The organism is Parabacteroides sp. D25, from assembly GCF_000307475.1.
Classification (GTDB): domain Bacteria; phylum Bacteroidota; class Bacteroidia; order Bacteroidales; family Tannerellaceae; genus Parabacteroides; species Parabacteroides distasonis.
Window position 1 is genome coordinate 347,943 of sequence record NZ_JH976503.1, and the last position, 15,025, is coordinate 362,967.

At 53.2% G+C, this 15,025-nt stretch carries 16 protein-coding genes; 13 read left to right on the top strand and 3 right to left on the bottom strand.

The window, feature by feature from the left end; genetic code table 11:
- Positions 1–3: 3 nt before the first annotated feature.
- The 5 genes from HMPREF0999_RS12050 (at position 4) to HMPREF0999_RS12070 (ending at position 5,752) form a co-directional block, all read left to right on the top strand.
- Positions 4–756 (top strand): glycosyltransferase family 32 protein, encoded by a 753-nt coding sequence (locus HMPREF0999_RS12050; RefSeq protein WP_005856556.1) that lies wholly within the window; start codon positions 4–6, stop codon positions 754–756.
- Positions 757–761: 5 nt separating this feature from the next.
- On the top strand, positions 762–1,610 hold the full coding sequence (locus HMPREF0999_RS12055) for a glycosyltransferase family 2 protein (protein WP_005856553.1): 849 nt from the start codon (positions 762–764) through the stop codon (positions 1,608–1,610).
- A gap of 525 nt (positions 1,611–2,135) precedes the next feature.
- Positions 2,136–2,555, top strand: coding sequence for a hypothetical protein (locus HMPREF0999_RS12060; protein WP_005856551.1), 420 nt, complete (start codon positions 2,136–2,138; stop codon positions 2,553–2,555).
- Between the two features lie 3 nt (positions 2,556–2,558).
- Positions 2,559–4,013, top strand: a complete 1,455-nt coding sequence (locus HMPREF0999_RS12065; protein ID WP_009276013.1) for a replicative DNA helicase — start codon at positions 2,559–2,561, stop codon at positions 4,011–4,013.
- Entirely contained in the window at positions 4,010–5,752 is a 1,743-nt protein-coding gene (locus tag HMPREF0999_RS12070; protein ID WP_009276014.1) for a DNA primase, read from the top strand. Before HMPREF0999_RS12065 ends, HMPREF0999_RS12070 begins: the two co-directional genes overlap by 4 nt.
- Before the next feature lie 249 nt (positions 5,753–6,001).
- Here HMPREF0999_RS12070 and HMPREF0999_RS12075 read toward each other — a convergent pair whose 3' ends face one another.
- The gene (locus HMPREF0999_RS12075; protein ID WP_005868368.1) at positions 6,002–6,247 is read right to left on the bottom strand and encodes a DUF6722 family protein; all 246 of its coding nucleotides are present in this window, start codon (positions 6,245–6,247) and stop codon (positions 6,002–6,004) included.
- A 198-nt stretch (positions 6,248–6,445) separates the two neighbouring features.
- Between HMPREF0999_RS12075 and HMPREF0999_RS12080 the strand changes: the two genes are divergently transcribed.
- On the top strand, positions 6,446–6,886 hold the full coding sequence (locus tag HMPREF0999_RS12080; RefSeq protein WP_009276015.1) for an HU family DNA-binding protein: 441 nt from the start codon (positions 6,446–6,448) through the stop codon (positions 6,884–6,886).
- 1 nt (position 6,887) lies between these two features.
- Here the strand turns inward: HMPREF0999_RS12080 and HMPREF0999_RS12085 are convergent, their stop codons facing one another.
- Positions 6,888–7,112, bottom strand: a complete 225-nt coding sequence (locus HMPREF0999_RS12085; protein ID WP_005856539.1) for a DUF4248 domain-containing protein — start codon at positions 7,110–7,112, stop codon at positions 6,888–6,890.
- A 91-nt stretch (positions 7,113–7,203) separates the two neighbouring features.
- On the opposite strand from HMPREF0999_RS12085, the gene HMPREF0999_RS12090 reads away from it, so the two are divergent.
- The 7 genes from HMPREF0999_RS12090 (at position 7,204) to HMPREF0999_RS12125 (ending at position 13,605) form a co-directional block, all read left to right on the top strand.
- Complete coding sequence (locus tag HMPREF0999_RS12090) at positions 7,204–7,671, top strand: glucosaminidase domain-containing protein (RefSeq protein WP_009276016.1); 468 nt, start codon at positions 7,204–7,206, stop codon at positions 7,669–7,671.
- Between the two features lie 409 nt (positions 7,672–8,080).
- The gene (locus HMPREF0999_RS12100) at positions 8,081–9,265 is read left to right on the top strand and encodes a glycosyltransferase (protein ID WP_009276017.1); all 1,185 of its coding nucleotides are present in this window, start codon (positions 8,081–8,083) and stop codon (positions 9,263–9,265) included.
- Positions 9,258–10,181, top strand: a complete 924-nt coding sequence (locus tag HMPREF0999_RS12105) for a glycosyltransferase family 2 protein (protein ID WP_009276018.1) — start codon at positions 9,258–9,260, stop codon at positions 10,179–10,181. Before HMPREF0999_RS12100 ends, HMPREF0999_RS12105 begins: the two co-directional genes overlap by 8 nt.
- Entirely contained in the window at positions 10,156–11,343 is a 1,188-nt protein-coding gene (locus HMPREF0999_RS12110; RefSeq protein WP_009276019.1) for a glycosyltransferase family 2 protein, read from the top strand. Before HMPREF0999_RS12105 ends, HMPREF0999_RS12110 begins: the two co-directional genes overlap by 26 nt.
- A 112-nt stretch (positions 11,344–11,455) precedes the next feature.
- Complete coding sequence (locus HMPREF0999_RS12115; protein ID WP_005856527.1) at positions 11,456–12,580, top strand: hybrid sensor histidine kinase/response regulator; 1,125 nt, start codon at positions 11,456–11,458, stop codon at positions 12,578–12,580.
- A gap of 160 nt (positions 12,581–12,740) precedes the next feature.
- Positions 12,741–13,073 carry a 6-pyruvoyl trahydropterin synthase family protein gene (locus tag HMPREF0999_RS12120; RefSeq protein WP_005856525.1) on the top strand — a complete coding sequence of 111 codons (333 nt, stop codon included), beginning with the start codon at positions 12,741–12,743 and terminating at the stop codon, positions 13,071–13,073.
- On the top strand, positions 13,060–13,605 hold the full coding sequence (locus HMPREF0999_RS12125) for a 7-carboxy-7-deazaguanine synthase QueE (protein WP_005856523.1): 546 nt from the start codon (positions 13,060–13,062) through the stop codon (positions 13,603–13,605). Before HMPREF0999_RS12120 ends, HMPREF0999_RS12125 begins: the two co-directional genes overlap by 14 nt.
- Positions 13,606–13,641: 36 nt before the next feature.
- On the opposite strand, the gene HMPREF0999_RS12130 is transcribed toward HMPREF0999_RS12125, so the two are convergent.
- The gene (locus HMPREF0999_RS12130; RefSeq protein ID WP_009276020.1) at positions 13,642–14,988 is read right to left on the bottom strand and encodes a dihydroorotase; all 1,347 of its coding nucleotides are present in this window, start codon (positions 14,986–14,988) and stop codon (positions 13,642–13,644) included.
- Positions 14,989–15,025 lie beyond the last annotated feature (37 nt).

The following is a 15,025-nucleotide window of genomic DNA, read 5'->3' on the forward strand; positions in this document are numbered from 1 at the left end:
GCCATGATTCCTAAAATCATACATCTCTGTTGGTTAAGTGGTGATCCATATCCACGGAAAATACAAGACTGCCTTGATAGCTGGAAAAAACACCTTCCTAGCTACGAGATCATTTTATGGGACACGAAACGTTTTAACATCCACGAAGTCCCATGGGTAGAGCAAGCGTTCAACACCAAGAAATACGCGTTCGCCGCCGATTACATCCGGTTGTACGCTCTTTACCACCATGGAGGAATCTACTTAGACTCAGACGTGGAGATACTGAAGAGCCTCGATAACTTTCTTGAGCTGCCCTATTTCGTCGGGGCGGAAACTTCCGGTACGATTGAGGCGGCCATATTAGGAGCCGAAAAAGGTTGTGACTGGATCAAATGCTGCTTGGATTATTATGAAGGACGAAATTTCATACGTGAAGACGGAAGTTATGATATCCGTATGCTACCGGAGATCCTGAACGAGACCATACTCCGTCTAAAGCCCGTCATAAACATGCCCAGCGGTAGCAATATCGACGATCTGAAGAAAAAAGACCTAGGAGAGGCTGTCTATGTCTTGCCCAAGGAATACTTCTCGCCTAAGGTATTCGATTCGAGAGAGGTATTCCTCACCCCTGAGACCCATGCGATTCATCATTACCAAAACTCATGGTTTTCGCATAAGGCTTTCGCCTACTACCGTACACGGACATTATTCATCAAGATATTCGGATACAAGGCCGTAAGGTCTTTGGAGAAGATGCTATTAAAACGATAATTATCATGAAATGGGCAAAAAAATACATATCCATATACAATCAACCCCTAGACAACGTCCAGGAGGGGATCATTCAAGAAATCAAGCAAAAACTAGCGAAGGTACAAAGCGACGAGCCCGTGGTTACCGTATCCGTCATAGCTTACAATGAGGAGAGGCATTTATTGCCTTGCCTATGGGCGCTGAGTGAGATGAGATGCGAATATCCCGTGGAGATCATCGGCGTAAACAATGATTCATCCGATAGGACCGGTGAGATATTCCGTCTCGTAGGCCTCCCGCATTATTTGGAAAAACGACATAGTTGTGGATATGCCCGCCAATGCGGACTAGACCACGCACGAGGCAGGTACCATATCAATATCGACGCAGATACCATGTACCCTCCCCTATACGTCCAGATCCTAGTAGATCATTTGCGGATTCCGGGAAACGTAGCCTGCTGCTCCTCATGGAGCTATATCCCGGATGAGCGACACTCAAGGCTCGACCTGTTCTTCTACGAGTTGTCACGGGATATCTATCTATACTTTCTATCATTCAAGCGCCCGGAACTAAGCGTAAGAGGGCTCGTTTTCGCCTATCATACAGAGCCGGCCCGGAGAATCGGGATTCGGGTAGATATAAAAAGAGGAGAAGACGGTACATTAGCCATGCATCTAAGAGAAGTAGGTAAGATCGTATTCATTCACGATCGCAAGGCGAGGGCCGTCACAGGGTACGGAACGGTGGGTCAAGACGGCTCCTTGCTCAATAGCCTAAAAGTAAGGGTATACAAAGCGTTAAGGAACATACACCAGCTTTTCACCAAACAAGAAAAGTATCAAGACGAGGAATCTAATTTAATTAAATAAGTAACATTATCATATAATAAGAGACGGGATATACCCCGTCTCTATAACAAACATAATTTTTTAAAGATAATAAATTCATTTTTAAGCAAAAGGTTACTCACCCCAATCTAGTCATAATAAAGAATCAAATTAATCATTTAAACCTACATTAGAAAAAATTATACCATGTTATAAAACAAAATAATTAACCAATAATAATGCTTGCATAAACCAAAACATAACCTTACCTTTGTAAAGAAAGTAGGAAATACAAATAAGTTGATTTAATGAGATACAAAATAAATAATTATTAATTCAAAAAAAGAAGGAAACGTTTCGTTTTCTATTCTTTTATTTTTATTATAAATACCTATTTATATCTTATATAGTGCGAAATGACGTTAAAAAGGGCATTCGAAAAATAGATACCTATTCAAGACAAACCACTATTTAACAGATTGTTAATCCTTAAACCCCCCATTCGATCGGGGGTTCGAAACTAGGTTCGATTCTTTATTTTCACCATTCAAAACAATACAAAGTACAATGAAACAGACAGTTAGCGTCAAAGAGTTAAAAAGTGGAGGTTACACACGTTTTCCGAGGTTATTTATCGACCTATTACTGCAAGATTACTATCCGAAGAACAAGACACGCCTTAAGATCGGCGTGTTCATATACATTTTCGGTAAACTAGCCAACAAGCCTTACAACTATCGATACGCCGGCGGCAAGCGGGTATCTATCTACGAGGGGCAGTGCATCATCCATATCACGACCATGGCCAGGGCATTGGGATGTTCCTTATACGCGGCGAGGAAAGCGCTGAACGAGCTGGCCGAGGAAAACATGATCCATAAGATCAAGGCAGGAAACGGCCTCGCCGTCAAGGTACCCTTCTACAAGTCCCTCTTCATCAAGGAGGAGAAGATACAGAAAGATAACGACAAACAAGAACAGGAGTAAAGCATGGCAAACACGAGCAAAAACAAGAGCGACCGCCCGGCGACACTGCCCGACGGCCTCGCCCTCCCGCAGGAGCAGGAGATCGAGAAAGCGATCTTATCGGGGCTTATGGCCTCCCACCGGCATATGCCCACGCTGGCGGCGCAACTGCTGCCGGAGATGTTCACGCTACCGCAAGTGGCGCTGGCCTTCGAGGCGTACCTGAACATCTACAACCGGGGGGAGAGCGCCGACGCCCTCTCCGTGGAGAAGGAGCTGCGGAGGATAGCGCCCGATAAGGAGACGCTGGCCACCGACCTGTACCAGCTGGCGCTGGGCGGACGGTATCTGGAAACCGGCGACGAGTACATGCTTACCCACGCACGCCACCTGCGGGAGGCCTACGTGGCGAGGCAGTTCATACTGAGCTGCTACGACTCGGCCTTGAAAGCCTCACGGCCGGATCGTGACACGGAGGCCTTGCTGAAGGAGATGGACTCGCACGTGGGCCGGCTGATGGAACGGCTCTCGCACGCCACGAACAGCGTAGGCATGAAGGAAGCCACCCTGCTGGCCAAGGAGCGCATGCTGGAGATACAACGCAGGGTGACGGAAGGACGCACGCCGGGCATACATACCGGCCTGGAGGGATTGGACCGGATGACGGGCGGCATGATGCCGGGCACGCTCAACGTGATCGCCGCACGCCCCCGGGTAGGCAAGACGGCCTTCGCCCTCTTCATGGCGCTGAACGCGGCGAGGAACGGGCACCCGGTCTGCCTCTACAGCCTAGAGATGTCGAAGGAGCAGCTGGTGTTCAGGCTGCTGGGATGCATAGCGGACATAGAGCCCTCCAAGATCCTGAAAGGTACCCTCTCCGCCCCCGAGATGAAGAGGATACAAAGGGCCTCCGACGAGCTGGAGCGACTGCCGATATGGATCGACGAGCGCACGGACCTGAGCGTGGCCGACCTGCGTTACCAGATCTCGCTCCGGCGGAAGCAGGGGCGATGCGAGATGGTGATCGTGGACTACCTCCAACTGATGCTCTCGCCTTCCGAGGACCGCAAGAGCACGAACGACCAGATATCGGCCATCACACGGCAACTGAAGCTGATCGCCAAGGAGAACGACATCCCCGTCGTGCTGCTGAGCCAGCTGAACCGGAATTGCGAGGCGAGACCCACGCTGAAGAACATGCTGTCCGACCTGCGTGACTCCGGCTCCATCGAGCAAGACGCCGATACGGTATTCTTCCTCCGCCGCCTCTCCGTGATGAACATCGACGAGGACCCGGAGACCCGTCTCTCCACCGAGGGCCGGGGTACCCTCTCGATCGCCAAGAACCGGCACGGGGAGTCCGGGGAGGTGCGTTTCTGCCACAACAAGGGGGTTACCCGGTTCACCGACGACCGCACGCCGGTGCCGAACGACCGCAGACCGGCGAAAGCGGAGCTGGATAAAGACCTGTTCGGATGATCACGCATGACACTTTACTGCGGGTACGGGAAACCGCCCGCATTGACGAGGTAGCGGCCGGGTACCTCACGCTACGGCGCTCCGGCAAGGACCTCGTGGCGCTCTGCCCTTTCCACGACGAGCGTCACCCCTCGTTCCGGATCAGCCCGGCGCTCAATATCGGGAAATGCTTCAGTTGCGGCGAGGCGGCGGACCCCATACGCCTCGTGCGCCACATGGAGGGATGTGGCTTCGAGGAGGCCGTACGGCTGCTGGCCCGCAAGTATGGCATCGAGGTGGAGGAGGAACGGGGCACGGAAGAGGCCGGACGGCACGAGGCACGACAGGCGATCTTACGCGGCAACGAGGCCTTCGCCCGCTCCCTCCTTCCCTACGATCCCGCCGAGGGGATAACGGGCGAGGACGAGAACGGCGAGGAAGACCTCAGGGCGCTCCGTGAGACCTTTTCCCACTTCGGGGTAGGTATCTGCCCGCCCGACGCCCCCGAGGGCTTCAGGCGCTTCCGGAGGCGGCTTGTCTTCCCGGTAAGGATCACCGGGGGGCAGATAGCGGGCTTCGCCGGGCGGTACCGGGGAACGGAGGGGGCGGGAACGGCCAAATACGTCAACTCCGATGACAGCGAGGCGTACCACAAGGGACGTATCCTCTACGGGCTGTACGAGGCGGTGAGGGCCGTCCGCGCCGAGGGCGACGTGCTGCTATGCGAGGGTTACAAGGACGTGATCGCCTTCCACGCCGCCGGTATCCGTCACGCCGCCGGGCTTTGCGGCACGGCGCTCACCGAGGATCACGTGCGGATGATACGGAGGCTGACGGGGCACGTCACGCTCGCCCTCGACCCGGACCCGGCGGGACAGGCCGCCACCCTCCGCTCCGCCCGTCTCTTGCTGGCACGGGGATGCGAGGTGGGCCTCCTTCCCCTGCCCGGTGGCATGGACCCGGACGAGGTGTTCCGCCGGCAAGGGGCCGAGGCGCTGCGCAGGCTCGTGCGGACAGAGGCGGTGGATTACCTGAGCCACCGCATCCGGGAGGCGGCGGGGCGGAAAGGCGGGCCCGACGCCGGGGGGATACGGGACGTGCTCGGGGAGATCCGTCTCGTAGGCTCTCCGCTGGCCGTGTACCGGCGGATGGAGGAGCTCTCCAAGGCTACGGGTATCCCCCTCGACGTATTGCGTGAGGAGTTGTCCGCCTCTCCCGGCGAGCCTGTCCGGACAGGGCCGGCGGAAGTGGCGACGGGCCTCCCTCCCGCACGCCTCCGTGAAAGGGCCTTGCTGCGTTTCTGCCTCGCCAACCACGACCGGATGTTCTATGCCGGGGATGGTAGCGGTATCTCCCTTCCGGCATGGGTCGCCTCCGAGTTGTCCGCCGGCGGGATGCCCCTGACGGAACCCGCCCATCTCGACCTGCTGGCTCTCCTCTCGGGAGGCGGCCATCCGGACGGGATCACGGACGAGTCTCTCTCCGCCCTCATCCTCTCCCTCCGTTCCTCCTACCCGGAGGAGGGACCGCCGGAAAGGCTCCCCGACGAACTTTTGCCCGACGAGGCCGAACGCCAGCTCTTCCTCTACGCCGAGCCTTTCATACACGACCGGCTACAACGCACGGCCGCACGCCTCCGCTCCGCTACCTCGACCGATGAGCGGGCGACATGCCTGAAGGAACTGAGGGATTGTTTCGCCTTGAGCGACCGGATCGGGAGGGCGCTGGGAAGCCAGAGCGTGAGGCGGGTGGAGGGCTGACCCGCCAACCATCAGCCGCCCACAAAAAAAAACTACTGTGCTTGGCACCGAACACTATTGCGTTGGGAAGCCAACACAGTAGTATCCGAAGCCAAACACAGTAGTGTTCGGACCGGAAACACGATAGTCCTTTTATTTCATGCTATCCAACCAACGCTTGCCGGATGGCGTGTACATCCAAACGATAAACACCACAAGTATCAATAGCATTACCCCGAAAAGAAATGTCAATGGATTCATAGCTCTTTATTATTTCAAGATTTTATTACCACAGAAAGCTAACCCGACAGAGAACAAGATCCCTACCATGAACATTCCAATCATACTTATCTCTATCTTTTCCGATTGGAATAACATAGCTATTCCACCCAGCACCAATGCCGTGAACGTCAGTTTTGACAAATCGTAAAAATATTTGCCCAACGTCTCACGCTGGCACTTCGCCCGTTCACGGGACTCACCTCTCACGTCTCGCCGCTTGTCTTTCTCTTTCATGCCGTAAATTTTTCATGTCAATCGAATTTTGATTGGGCAAACATACGCTTATTTCGTTAGAAAACCAAGCGTTATTCACTCAAAATCCACCTCTTTACCCCCATTCACCCGACCTCGCCCCCCTTCGTCCCCGTTGACCGGAATCCCACCGGCGGCATGTCGTACCTTTACAACGTAATCAAAAAAACACCAGACATTATGCCGATCAAGTACCGATTAGTCTTACGAAAAGACATGACCAAGGGAGCCGCCGCCGGCTCCAAGTTGTATTACGCCGTGAACAAGTCCACCGGCACCTGCGATTTCGAGGAGCTGTGCGACCAGATCGCCGACCGCAGCACCGCCTCCCGGGGCGACGTGCACGTCGTGGTAGACGGCCTTCTCTACATCCTCAAGCAACGCCTCCAGAAAGGGGAAACCGTCCAGCTGGGCGATCTCGGCCACTTCCAAGCCGTGATCGGCAGCAAGGGCACCAAGCTGGAGGCCGACTTCAACGCCTCCCTTATCAAACGTCCCCGGATCGTCTTCCGTCCGAGCGTGACGCTAAAGAGCGTCACCGGCCTCGCCAAGTTCGAGAAGATCGTGCCCGACGCACCCGCCCCGGGAGGAGGCGACAGCGAATCCCCCGACGAGATCTGACTCAGGGCTCCCCTAGATGAGAAACGATGCACTCCCGCTGACGGGGCGATAAGATCCGTTGGCGGGGATGCCATCCGCACTCCTCCAGCCGCTCCATCAACTTTCCGCTGACACGTATCCACCGGGACAGCTTATCCGAGGCTTTCTTCTTCGACAATAAGGGAAAATAACTCATCGCTATATCACAAAAATAATAGGCGCCGACACCGGTCTCCCGCTTTTCCATACTGATGCTGTTTATTTATTAACTTATTCAAAGATAGTAATTTAAGATTAATTTTCCAAGAAAAATCAAACCATAATTCATAGTATATATCATGAAACAAGCCTATATCTCCACCCACCTTGCCGACGCCCAGTCCGCCGGCGACCGCTTCCACCTAAACCCCGTCATCCTCCTTGCCCAAGCCGCCCTAGAAAGCGGCTGGGGCACCTCCCGCCTAGCCCGGGAGGCCAACAACCATTTCGGCATCACCGGCTACGGGGCGAGCAACGCCTTCTGGCACGGGGGCCGCGTCACCGCCCGATACAAGCGGGGCGAGTTGCTGTTCCGCCGCTACGACTCGGCACGCAACTCCTACCTCGACTTCGCCCGCCTCCTCGTCTGCTCCTACCCGCAGGCCGCCGCCATGAGCCGTTTCCCCGCCGACTACGCCAAGGCCATCGCCTACAGCCCCTACATCAGCGAGCTGAACGGCGACAACCGGGAGCGCTACCGGGAGACGCTGGTACAGCTCTGCCACGAGATCGAACCGATTTACTCATCCCTAAAAAACAACAATTGATATGAATAAGATACGACAAATACTAGCCTTCGTCCGTAGCCTGCTGGATTTCTTGCTAAACCTAGGATCTCACACGCCCCAAAAACAACCGCCCCATGACACGACCGACACTCCCACGGAGCCCACGCCCCCCTTTCCCCCACTTCCGCCTGCTCGCCTTGGCCAGCCTCTTCCTGCTGGCGGCACTCTCCCTCCTGCTAGACATGCGGGAGGCGGCGTTGGCGGCTATCGGGGCGATACTCTCGCTCTCGTCCACCCCTCGCCCGGCCCCTTGAACCTGCTGGGCTGGGGGCTGATACTCTCGGCGGCGCTGAGCTCGCTGGGAAAGATATGGCCCCCTTAGGTGAGAAAAAAACGGCAGAATCAAACTCTTATTGAAAATTATAAGTACTTTTGTAAAAAAAAGCGAATGCACTTGTTGATCTACATAGATATCGCCCTATTCATTTTCATCGCCTTTTTCATAGGCTATGACCTATTTTTTACGTTGGCGTCCTTTTTTCGGAGGAGGCACCGGAAGCACCGGAGCATACGGCTCCAGAAGTTCGCCGTCATCTTCGCCGCCTATAAGGAAGACCAAGTCATACAGGAATCCGTGGAGCGCATCCTCCTGCAAGACTATCCGGCGGACAAATACCGGGTGATCGTGGTATCGGACCATATGCGGGAGGAAACGAACCAAGCGCTCGCCAAGCTCCCGATCGAGCTCCTCACGCCGGATTTCAAGCATAGCATGAAACATAAGTCCATCACCTACGCCTTGGAATACCTGAAAGAGGGAATCGATAAAGTCGTCATCCTCGATGCCGACAACCTCACGGATACGGATTTCCTGACCCGGGTCAACGATATCACGCAAGACAACATCGCCCTGCAAGCGCACCGTACCCTCAAGAACGACAATACGCCGATAGCGGTATGGGACGGTATCTCCGAGGAGATCAACAACACCATCTTCCGCAAGGGGCGGGTCAATGTCGGGATCTCCTCCTCCTTGATAGGCTCCGGCATGGTATTCGACTTCGGATGGCTGAAATCCCACATGCCCCAATGCGGCACTTTCGCCGAGGACAAGGAGCTGGAGATCTATCTCGCCACGGAAAATATCTTTGTCGATTACGCCGAGGACATCCTCGTGTACGACGAGAAGACCTCACGCCAAGAGGTCATGGCACGGCAAAGATCCCGCTGGTTCCACGCCCAACTGCTGGCATTCTCTTTGATCATACGGCATCTCGACCTCCGTACCCTCAACTGGAATTATATGGACAAGGCGGTCCAATGGTTCCCGCTCCCGAGAATATTAAAACTGATCATCCCGTCCCTCCTCGCCTTGGCATGGAGCCTCACGGTTTTCCCGCTTGCCCTGAAATGGTATGGGCTAATACTGGTCAGCATCTTGACGTATACGCTGGCTATCCCCCGGAAGATGCATACCCGGAAGCTCTACAGGAACCTGTCGAGGCTCCCTTTTCTCTTTTGCGTCTTGATAAAAGGATATATAGCCTCCTTGCGCCGGGTGAAGGAGAAGGACACCAGCTTCCAGAGTACTCCTCATGACATAACGATAAAAAATAAAGAAAATAATGGCTAAAAAAGTATCCATCATCACCATCAATTACAATGGGAAGGATGATACCGTAGACCTAATCGAGTCGTTCGGTCGGTACGAGACCTATCCTTATGAGATTATCATCATCGATAATGGCTCGAAAAATCACGGCGAACACCGCGTACTCAGTAAATATAGCCCCAAGCCGATAGTGATTCGCAGCGACAAGAACCTCGGGTTCGCCGGCGGGAACAACCTAGGGATTTCATACGCCGACGGTGATTATATCCTGTTTCTCAACAACGACACGATCATCAACCAACCGATACTGGAGAACCTAGCAAGGGCTCTCGACAACAATCCGCAAATAGGATGTGTCTCCCCCAAGATAGCGTGCTGGCCTGAGAAGAAGCAGCTACAGTACGCAGGCTCCACCCCGATGAGCCCGGTTACCCTCCGCAACGAGAATATCGGATTCGGTCAAACCGACACGAGACAATTCAATAAATCCCGCTATACGGCATTCGCCCACGGTGCGGCCATGATGATCCGGACCACGGATATCAAGAAGTTCGGGATGATGCCTGAATTTTATTTTCTCTATTACGAGGAGCTGGACTGGTGCGTGCAAATAAGGCGGGCCGGGCTGAAAATCTGGTACGAGGCTACCTCCACCGTCTATCATAAGGAGAGCATGAGCGTAGGGAAACAAAGTCCGCTTCAGGTCTATTATCATACCCGCAACCGCCTTTTATTTGCCAAACGATCGATCGATAAAAGGGATGAAAGGATTTACTCATACATCTACCAAACCCTAGTGGCTTTCCCGAAACGCCTCTCGATCTATCTCGTAAAAGGGAAATTCCGGCTGATCGGGGCGCTAGGCAAGGGATTAATAAACGGATTAATCGCAATCAACAAGGATATGAATTATGGAAAAGAGCTGTCAAGTCATTGAGATCCTCTTCTGGATCGGGATCGGGATCGTTTTCTATACCTATCTGGGGTATGGGATCGTATTATACCTTATGGTAAAGATCAAGGAGCTGTTCGTTAAACCCCGGCTCCCCCGCCTTCCCGAGACACTACCGGAGGCCACGTTGCTGATAGCCGCCTACAACGAGGAGGCGATCGTGGCGAGCAAGATGGTGAATTGCAGACAACTGGATTATCCGGCGGATAAGCTGAGACTGGTCTGGATCACCGATGGAAGCAATGACAACACGAATGAAAGACTGAAAGAGTACCCGGAGGTCACCGTACTGTACCAACCGCGGCGACAAGGAAAGACCGCCGCCTTGAACCGGGCCCTCCCCTACGTCAATACTCCCTACGTCATCTTCACCGACGCCAACACGATGCTGAACAAGGGCGCCATCAAGGAGATCATACGCCAGTTCAGCGACCCACGGGTAGGCTGCGTGGCCGGAGAGAAACGGGTAGAGATACAAGCCGAGCAAGGAGCCACCGCCGGAGAAGGCATATACTGGAAATACGAGTCCGCCCTCAAGCGACTGGACTACCGCCTATACTCCGCCGTCGGAGCGGCAGGCGAGCTCTTCGCCATCCGTACCTCCCTCTTCGAGCAGATGCCCCCGGATACCCTGCTGGACGATTTCATCCTCTCCCTGCGCATAGCGATGAGAGGCTACAAGATCGCCTACAGCAAAGAGGCGTACGCCCTCGAGAGCGCCTCCCTGAACATGCGGGAGGAGGAGAAACGTAAAGTACGCATATCGGCCGGAGGATTGCAATCGGTATGGCGGCTACGGGGATTATTGAATATCTTCCGGTACGGGATACTGAGCTTCCAATACATCAGCCACCGGGTACTGCGCTGGACGCTGACGCCGATCATCCTCTTCGCCCTCCTGCCCCTCAACCTGCTCCTAGCCTGTACCGGGCATACCCTTTACACGGTCATCCTTGCCCTGCAACTAGCGTTTTACCTGCTGGGATACTTGGGGTATAAAATGGAAAAACGGAACATCCGGAACAAGCTATTATTCATCCCTTATTACTTTTTATTCATGAATATCAATGTCATACGAGGGTATAGCTATCTCGCTAAGCATAAAGGCACAGGCGCTTGGGAAAAAGCCAAACGAGGCGCAGGATAAAAAAATAAAAAAATAGATGGATAAATAGTAGTTATATGTCGACTTTAATTAATACTTTTGCGCTATTGATACTATTTGAATATCAAGAAAACTAGAACACAATTTAGATACAATGGATAAATTGGCCTCAGAGTATAAAGTTCTTATCGTAGATGATGTCCCTACAAACGTCATGCTAGTACAAGCCATACTGAAGAAAGAGGGATATACGCTTTTGACTTGCGACAGCGGGACAAAAGCACTACGCATAGCTAACGAGAAACACCCAAATCTGATATTACTCGATATCATGATGCCTGAGATGGACGGATATGAGGTCCTCCAGCATCTGAAAAGCAATCCCGAGACTACGGATATACCCGTGATTATCATGTCCGCCCTAAGCGATATGCAAAGTATCGTGAAAGGTTACCAATTGGGCGCCACCGAATACGTCACAAAGCCTTTCCAACGTGAGGAGCTGGTGAAGAGGGTGGCCCACCGCTACGAGCTTTACAGCATCAAACGCATCAAGGCCGAGCTGGAGAACACGATCGAGTCTAGGGATACGCTATACTCCGTTATCGCCCATGACCTGCGTTCCCCGCTAGGCTCGTTGAAAATGATGAATAACGCCATCTTGATGATGGTGGACAAGGAGCGGGTAGGCGACGAGGTGTACGAGATGATCCAGATGATGAACAAGACCTCCGAGGAGATCTTCCTCTTGCTGGACAACCTGCTGAAATGGGCCAAGAACCGCTTGAACAAGCAGCACGTATATAAGCAACAGACCGACATAAACAGCATCATCGATAGTACCGCCGAGATGTATGTCCCGATGGCGGCGCAAAAAGGCGTGAAGATTATCCTAGAAAATCTGGATAAAGAGCTGGTAGGCTTGGTTGATATCGATATGCTCAAGACGATTATCCGTAACTTGATCTCTAACGCCATGAAGTTTAGTTTCGAGGGAGGCACGATCACCTTATCCTCACGCTCCGAGGGGGATTTCGTAACCGTTAGCGTGAAAGATACCGGCAAGGGCATCAAGAAAGAGGATCAAGACAAGCTCTTGAAACAAGACTCGCATTTCACGACCTACGGGACGAAGAACGAGAAAGGCTCCGGTCTGGGATTGATGCTTTGCAAGGACTTCGTGGAGCTTCATGGAGGAAAGCTTTGGTTCGAGTCCGAGGGCGAGGGCAAAGGAACGACCTTCCTGTTCTCGATGAAGGCGCTGAACCAAGAGGCATAGCCGATCGACGTACCGCCTGTCTCTACCGATCGTAGACAAGTGTCGTACAAACAAACTAAATATTTCGTATATTTGCATCCCGGATTAATATCCGGGATTTTTTTGTGTGCCGAGGTGACATTAGGTACATTATTATTTATCGTATAAACATTATTATCGTATGTATACCGTAATTAAACGTATGGAGATCTCCGCTTCCCATAGCTTGAGATTGTCCTACCCCAGCAAATGTGAGAATCTACATGGTCACAATTGGATGATCACGGTTTATTGCCGCTCCAAGGAATTAAACGCCGATGGCATGGTGGTCGATTTCAGTCATATCAAGAGATCGGTGAAATCCCTGTTGGACCACCAGAACTTAAACGATATCTTGCCTTTCAACCCGACGGCGGAGAACATAGCCTTTTGGGTATACGAGCAGATCCCATCTTGTTTCAAGGTAGAGGTAAAAGAGTCTGAGGGTAACACGGCGATCTATGAGGAAGATTAACGAAATATTCTACAGCTTGCAAGGCGAGGGGTTCCATACGGGGACTCCCGCCGTATTCGTCCGCTTCTCCGGTTGCAACCTGAGATGTAGCTTCTGCGACACCCGCCACGAGGAGGGCGTAATGATGACGGACGAGGAGATCGTGGAGAAGGTATCTTCCTTTCCCGCACGGATAGTGATCCTGACGGGAGGAGAACCTAGTCTGTGGATCGACAAGGCGCTTATATCCCGCTTACGTGAGGCGGGGAAACAGATCTGTATCGAGACGAACGGCACACGCCCCTTGCCCGACGGCATCGACTGGGTGACTTGCTCGCCCAAGGAGAACGCCCCGGTGGTATTGGAAAGGATCGACGAGATAAAGGTGGTTTATACCGGGCAAGACCTGTCCGCATACGCCGAAATCCCCGCACGGTACCATTTCCTGCAACCCTGCTCCTGCCAAAATACGAAAGAGGTAGTGGATTACATCCTCCGGCATCCCCGGTGGAGGCTAAGCCTGCAAACCCATAAACTGATCGATATCCAATAGATAGGGTGAGACGGGGTATCTCCCCCGTCTCTACTACTATAGATAACGGACTTCTTTACCTCTCACGGCGTCATTCACCACTCCATCGCCATAGGCCAACTTGCCATTCACGAAAGTCTTCCATACGCCATGGTGGAACGTATAGCCCTCGAAAGGAGACCAACCGCATTTGTACAAGATATTCTCCTTCGATACCGTCCAAGTCCTCTCCGGATCGATCAATACGATATCGGCGTAGTATCCGGGACGGATGTATCCCCTCCTATCGATACGGAACAGCTCCGCCGGCATATGCGCCATCTTCTCGACCACCTTCTCGTACGTGAAACGGCCTTCCATCGCCAGCTCCAACATCGTGATCAAGGAGTGCTGGATAAGCGGTCCTCCGGAAGCCGCCTTCAAGCAAGAGCCTTGCTTCTCCTCCGGTAGATGCGGGGCATGGTCGGTAGCCACGATATCGATCGTATTGTTATTGACCGCCTCACGCAGCGCCGCGCGATCCTCGATCGTCTTGATAGAAGGATTCCACTTGATACGATTACCGAATTGGGCGTAGTCGCCGTCATGAAACCACAGATGGTGCACGCAGACCTCGCCGGTTATCTTTTTCTCGCTCAAGGGAAGATGGTTACTGAGCAACGATAATTCCTTCTCCGTGGAGAGATGCAGGATATGCAAACGGGAATCCAAGCGGGTAGCCAGTTCAACCGCCTCGGCCGAGCATTGGTAGCAGGCCTCCTCGCTACGGATCTTGCTATGGAAAGAGATATCCAGATCCTCGCCATGCAGGTTCGTGTAATACTGGATATTACGCCGGATCACCTCCTCTTTCTCCGCATGGATGGCGATCAGCATACCGGCCTCGCCGAAGATACGCTCCAACGAGTCTTTCTTGTCCACCAGCATATTTCCCGTAGACGAGCCGAGGAAGAGTTTCAGTCCCGGCACACGGCTACGATCCAGCCTGCGGATCTCGTCCATATTATCGTTTGTCCCACCGAAGAAGAAGGAGTAATTCGCACGGGAGACCTCGGCGGCACGGTTGAATTTCCATTCCAGATCGGCGATCGTCGTGGTCTGTGGCTTCGTGTTCGGCATGTCCATGAAGGTCGTCACGCCACCGGCCACGGCCGCACGGCTCTCGGTCCCGATATCCCCCTTATGGGTAAGCCCGGGGTCCCGGAAATGCACCTGATCATCGATGACGCCCGGTATCAACCATTTCCCCGTAGCGTCGATCACTTGGTTCGCCTCGGCACGCACGTTCCCGGGAACCTCTCCCTCGAACACCGCCGCGATCTTATCCCCCTCCACCAACACCGAGCCGATAAAAGAACGGCCCTCGTTGATGATTCTCGGATTTTGGATTACTATTTTATTCATCTTTCTTATTCTATTATAAATTGTCAAACTCTGTTTT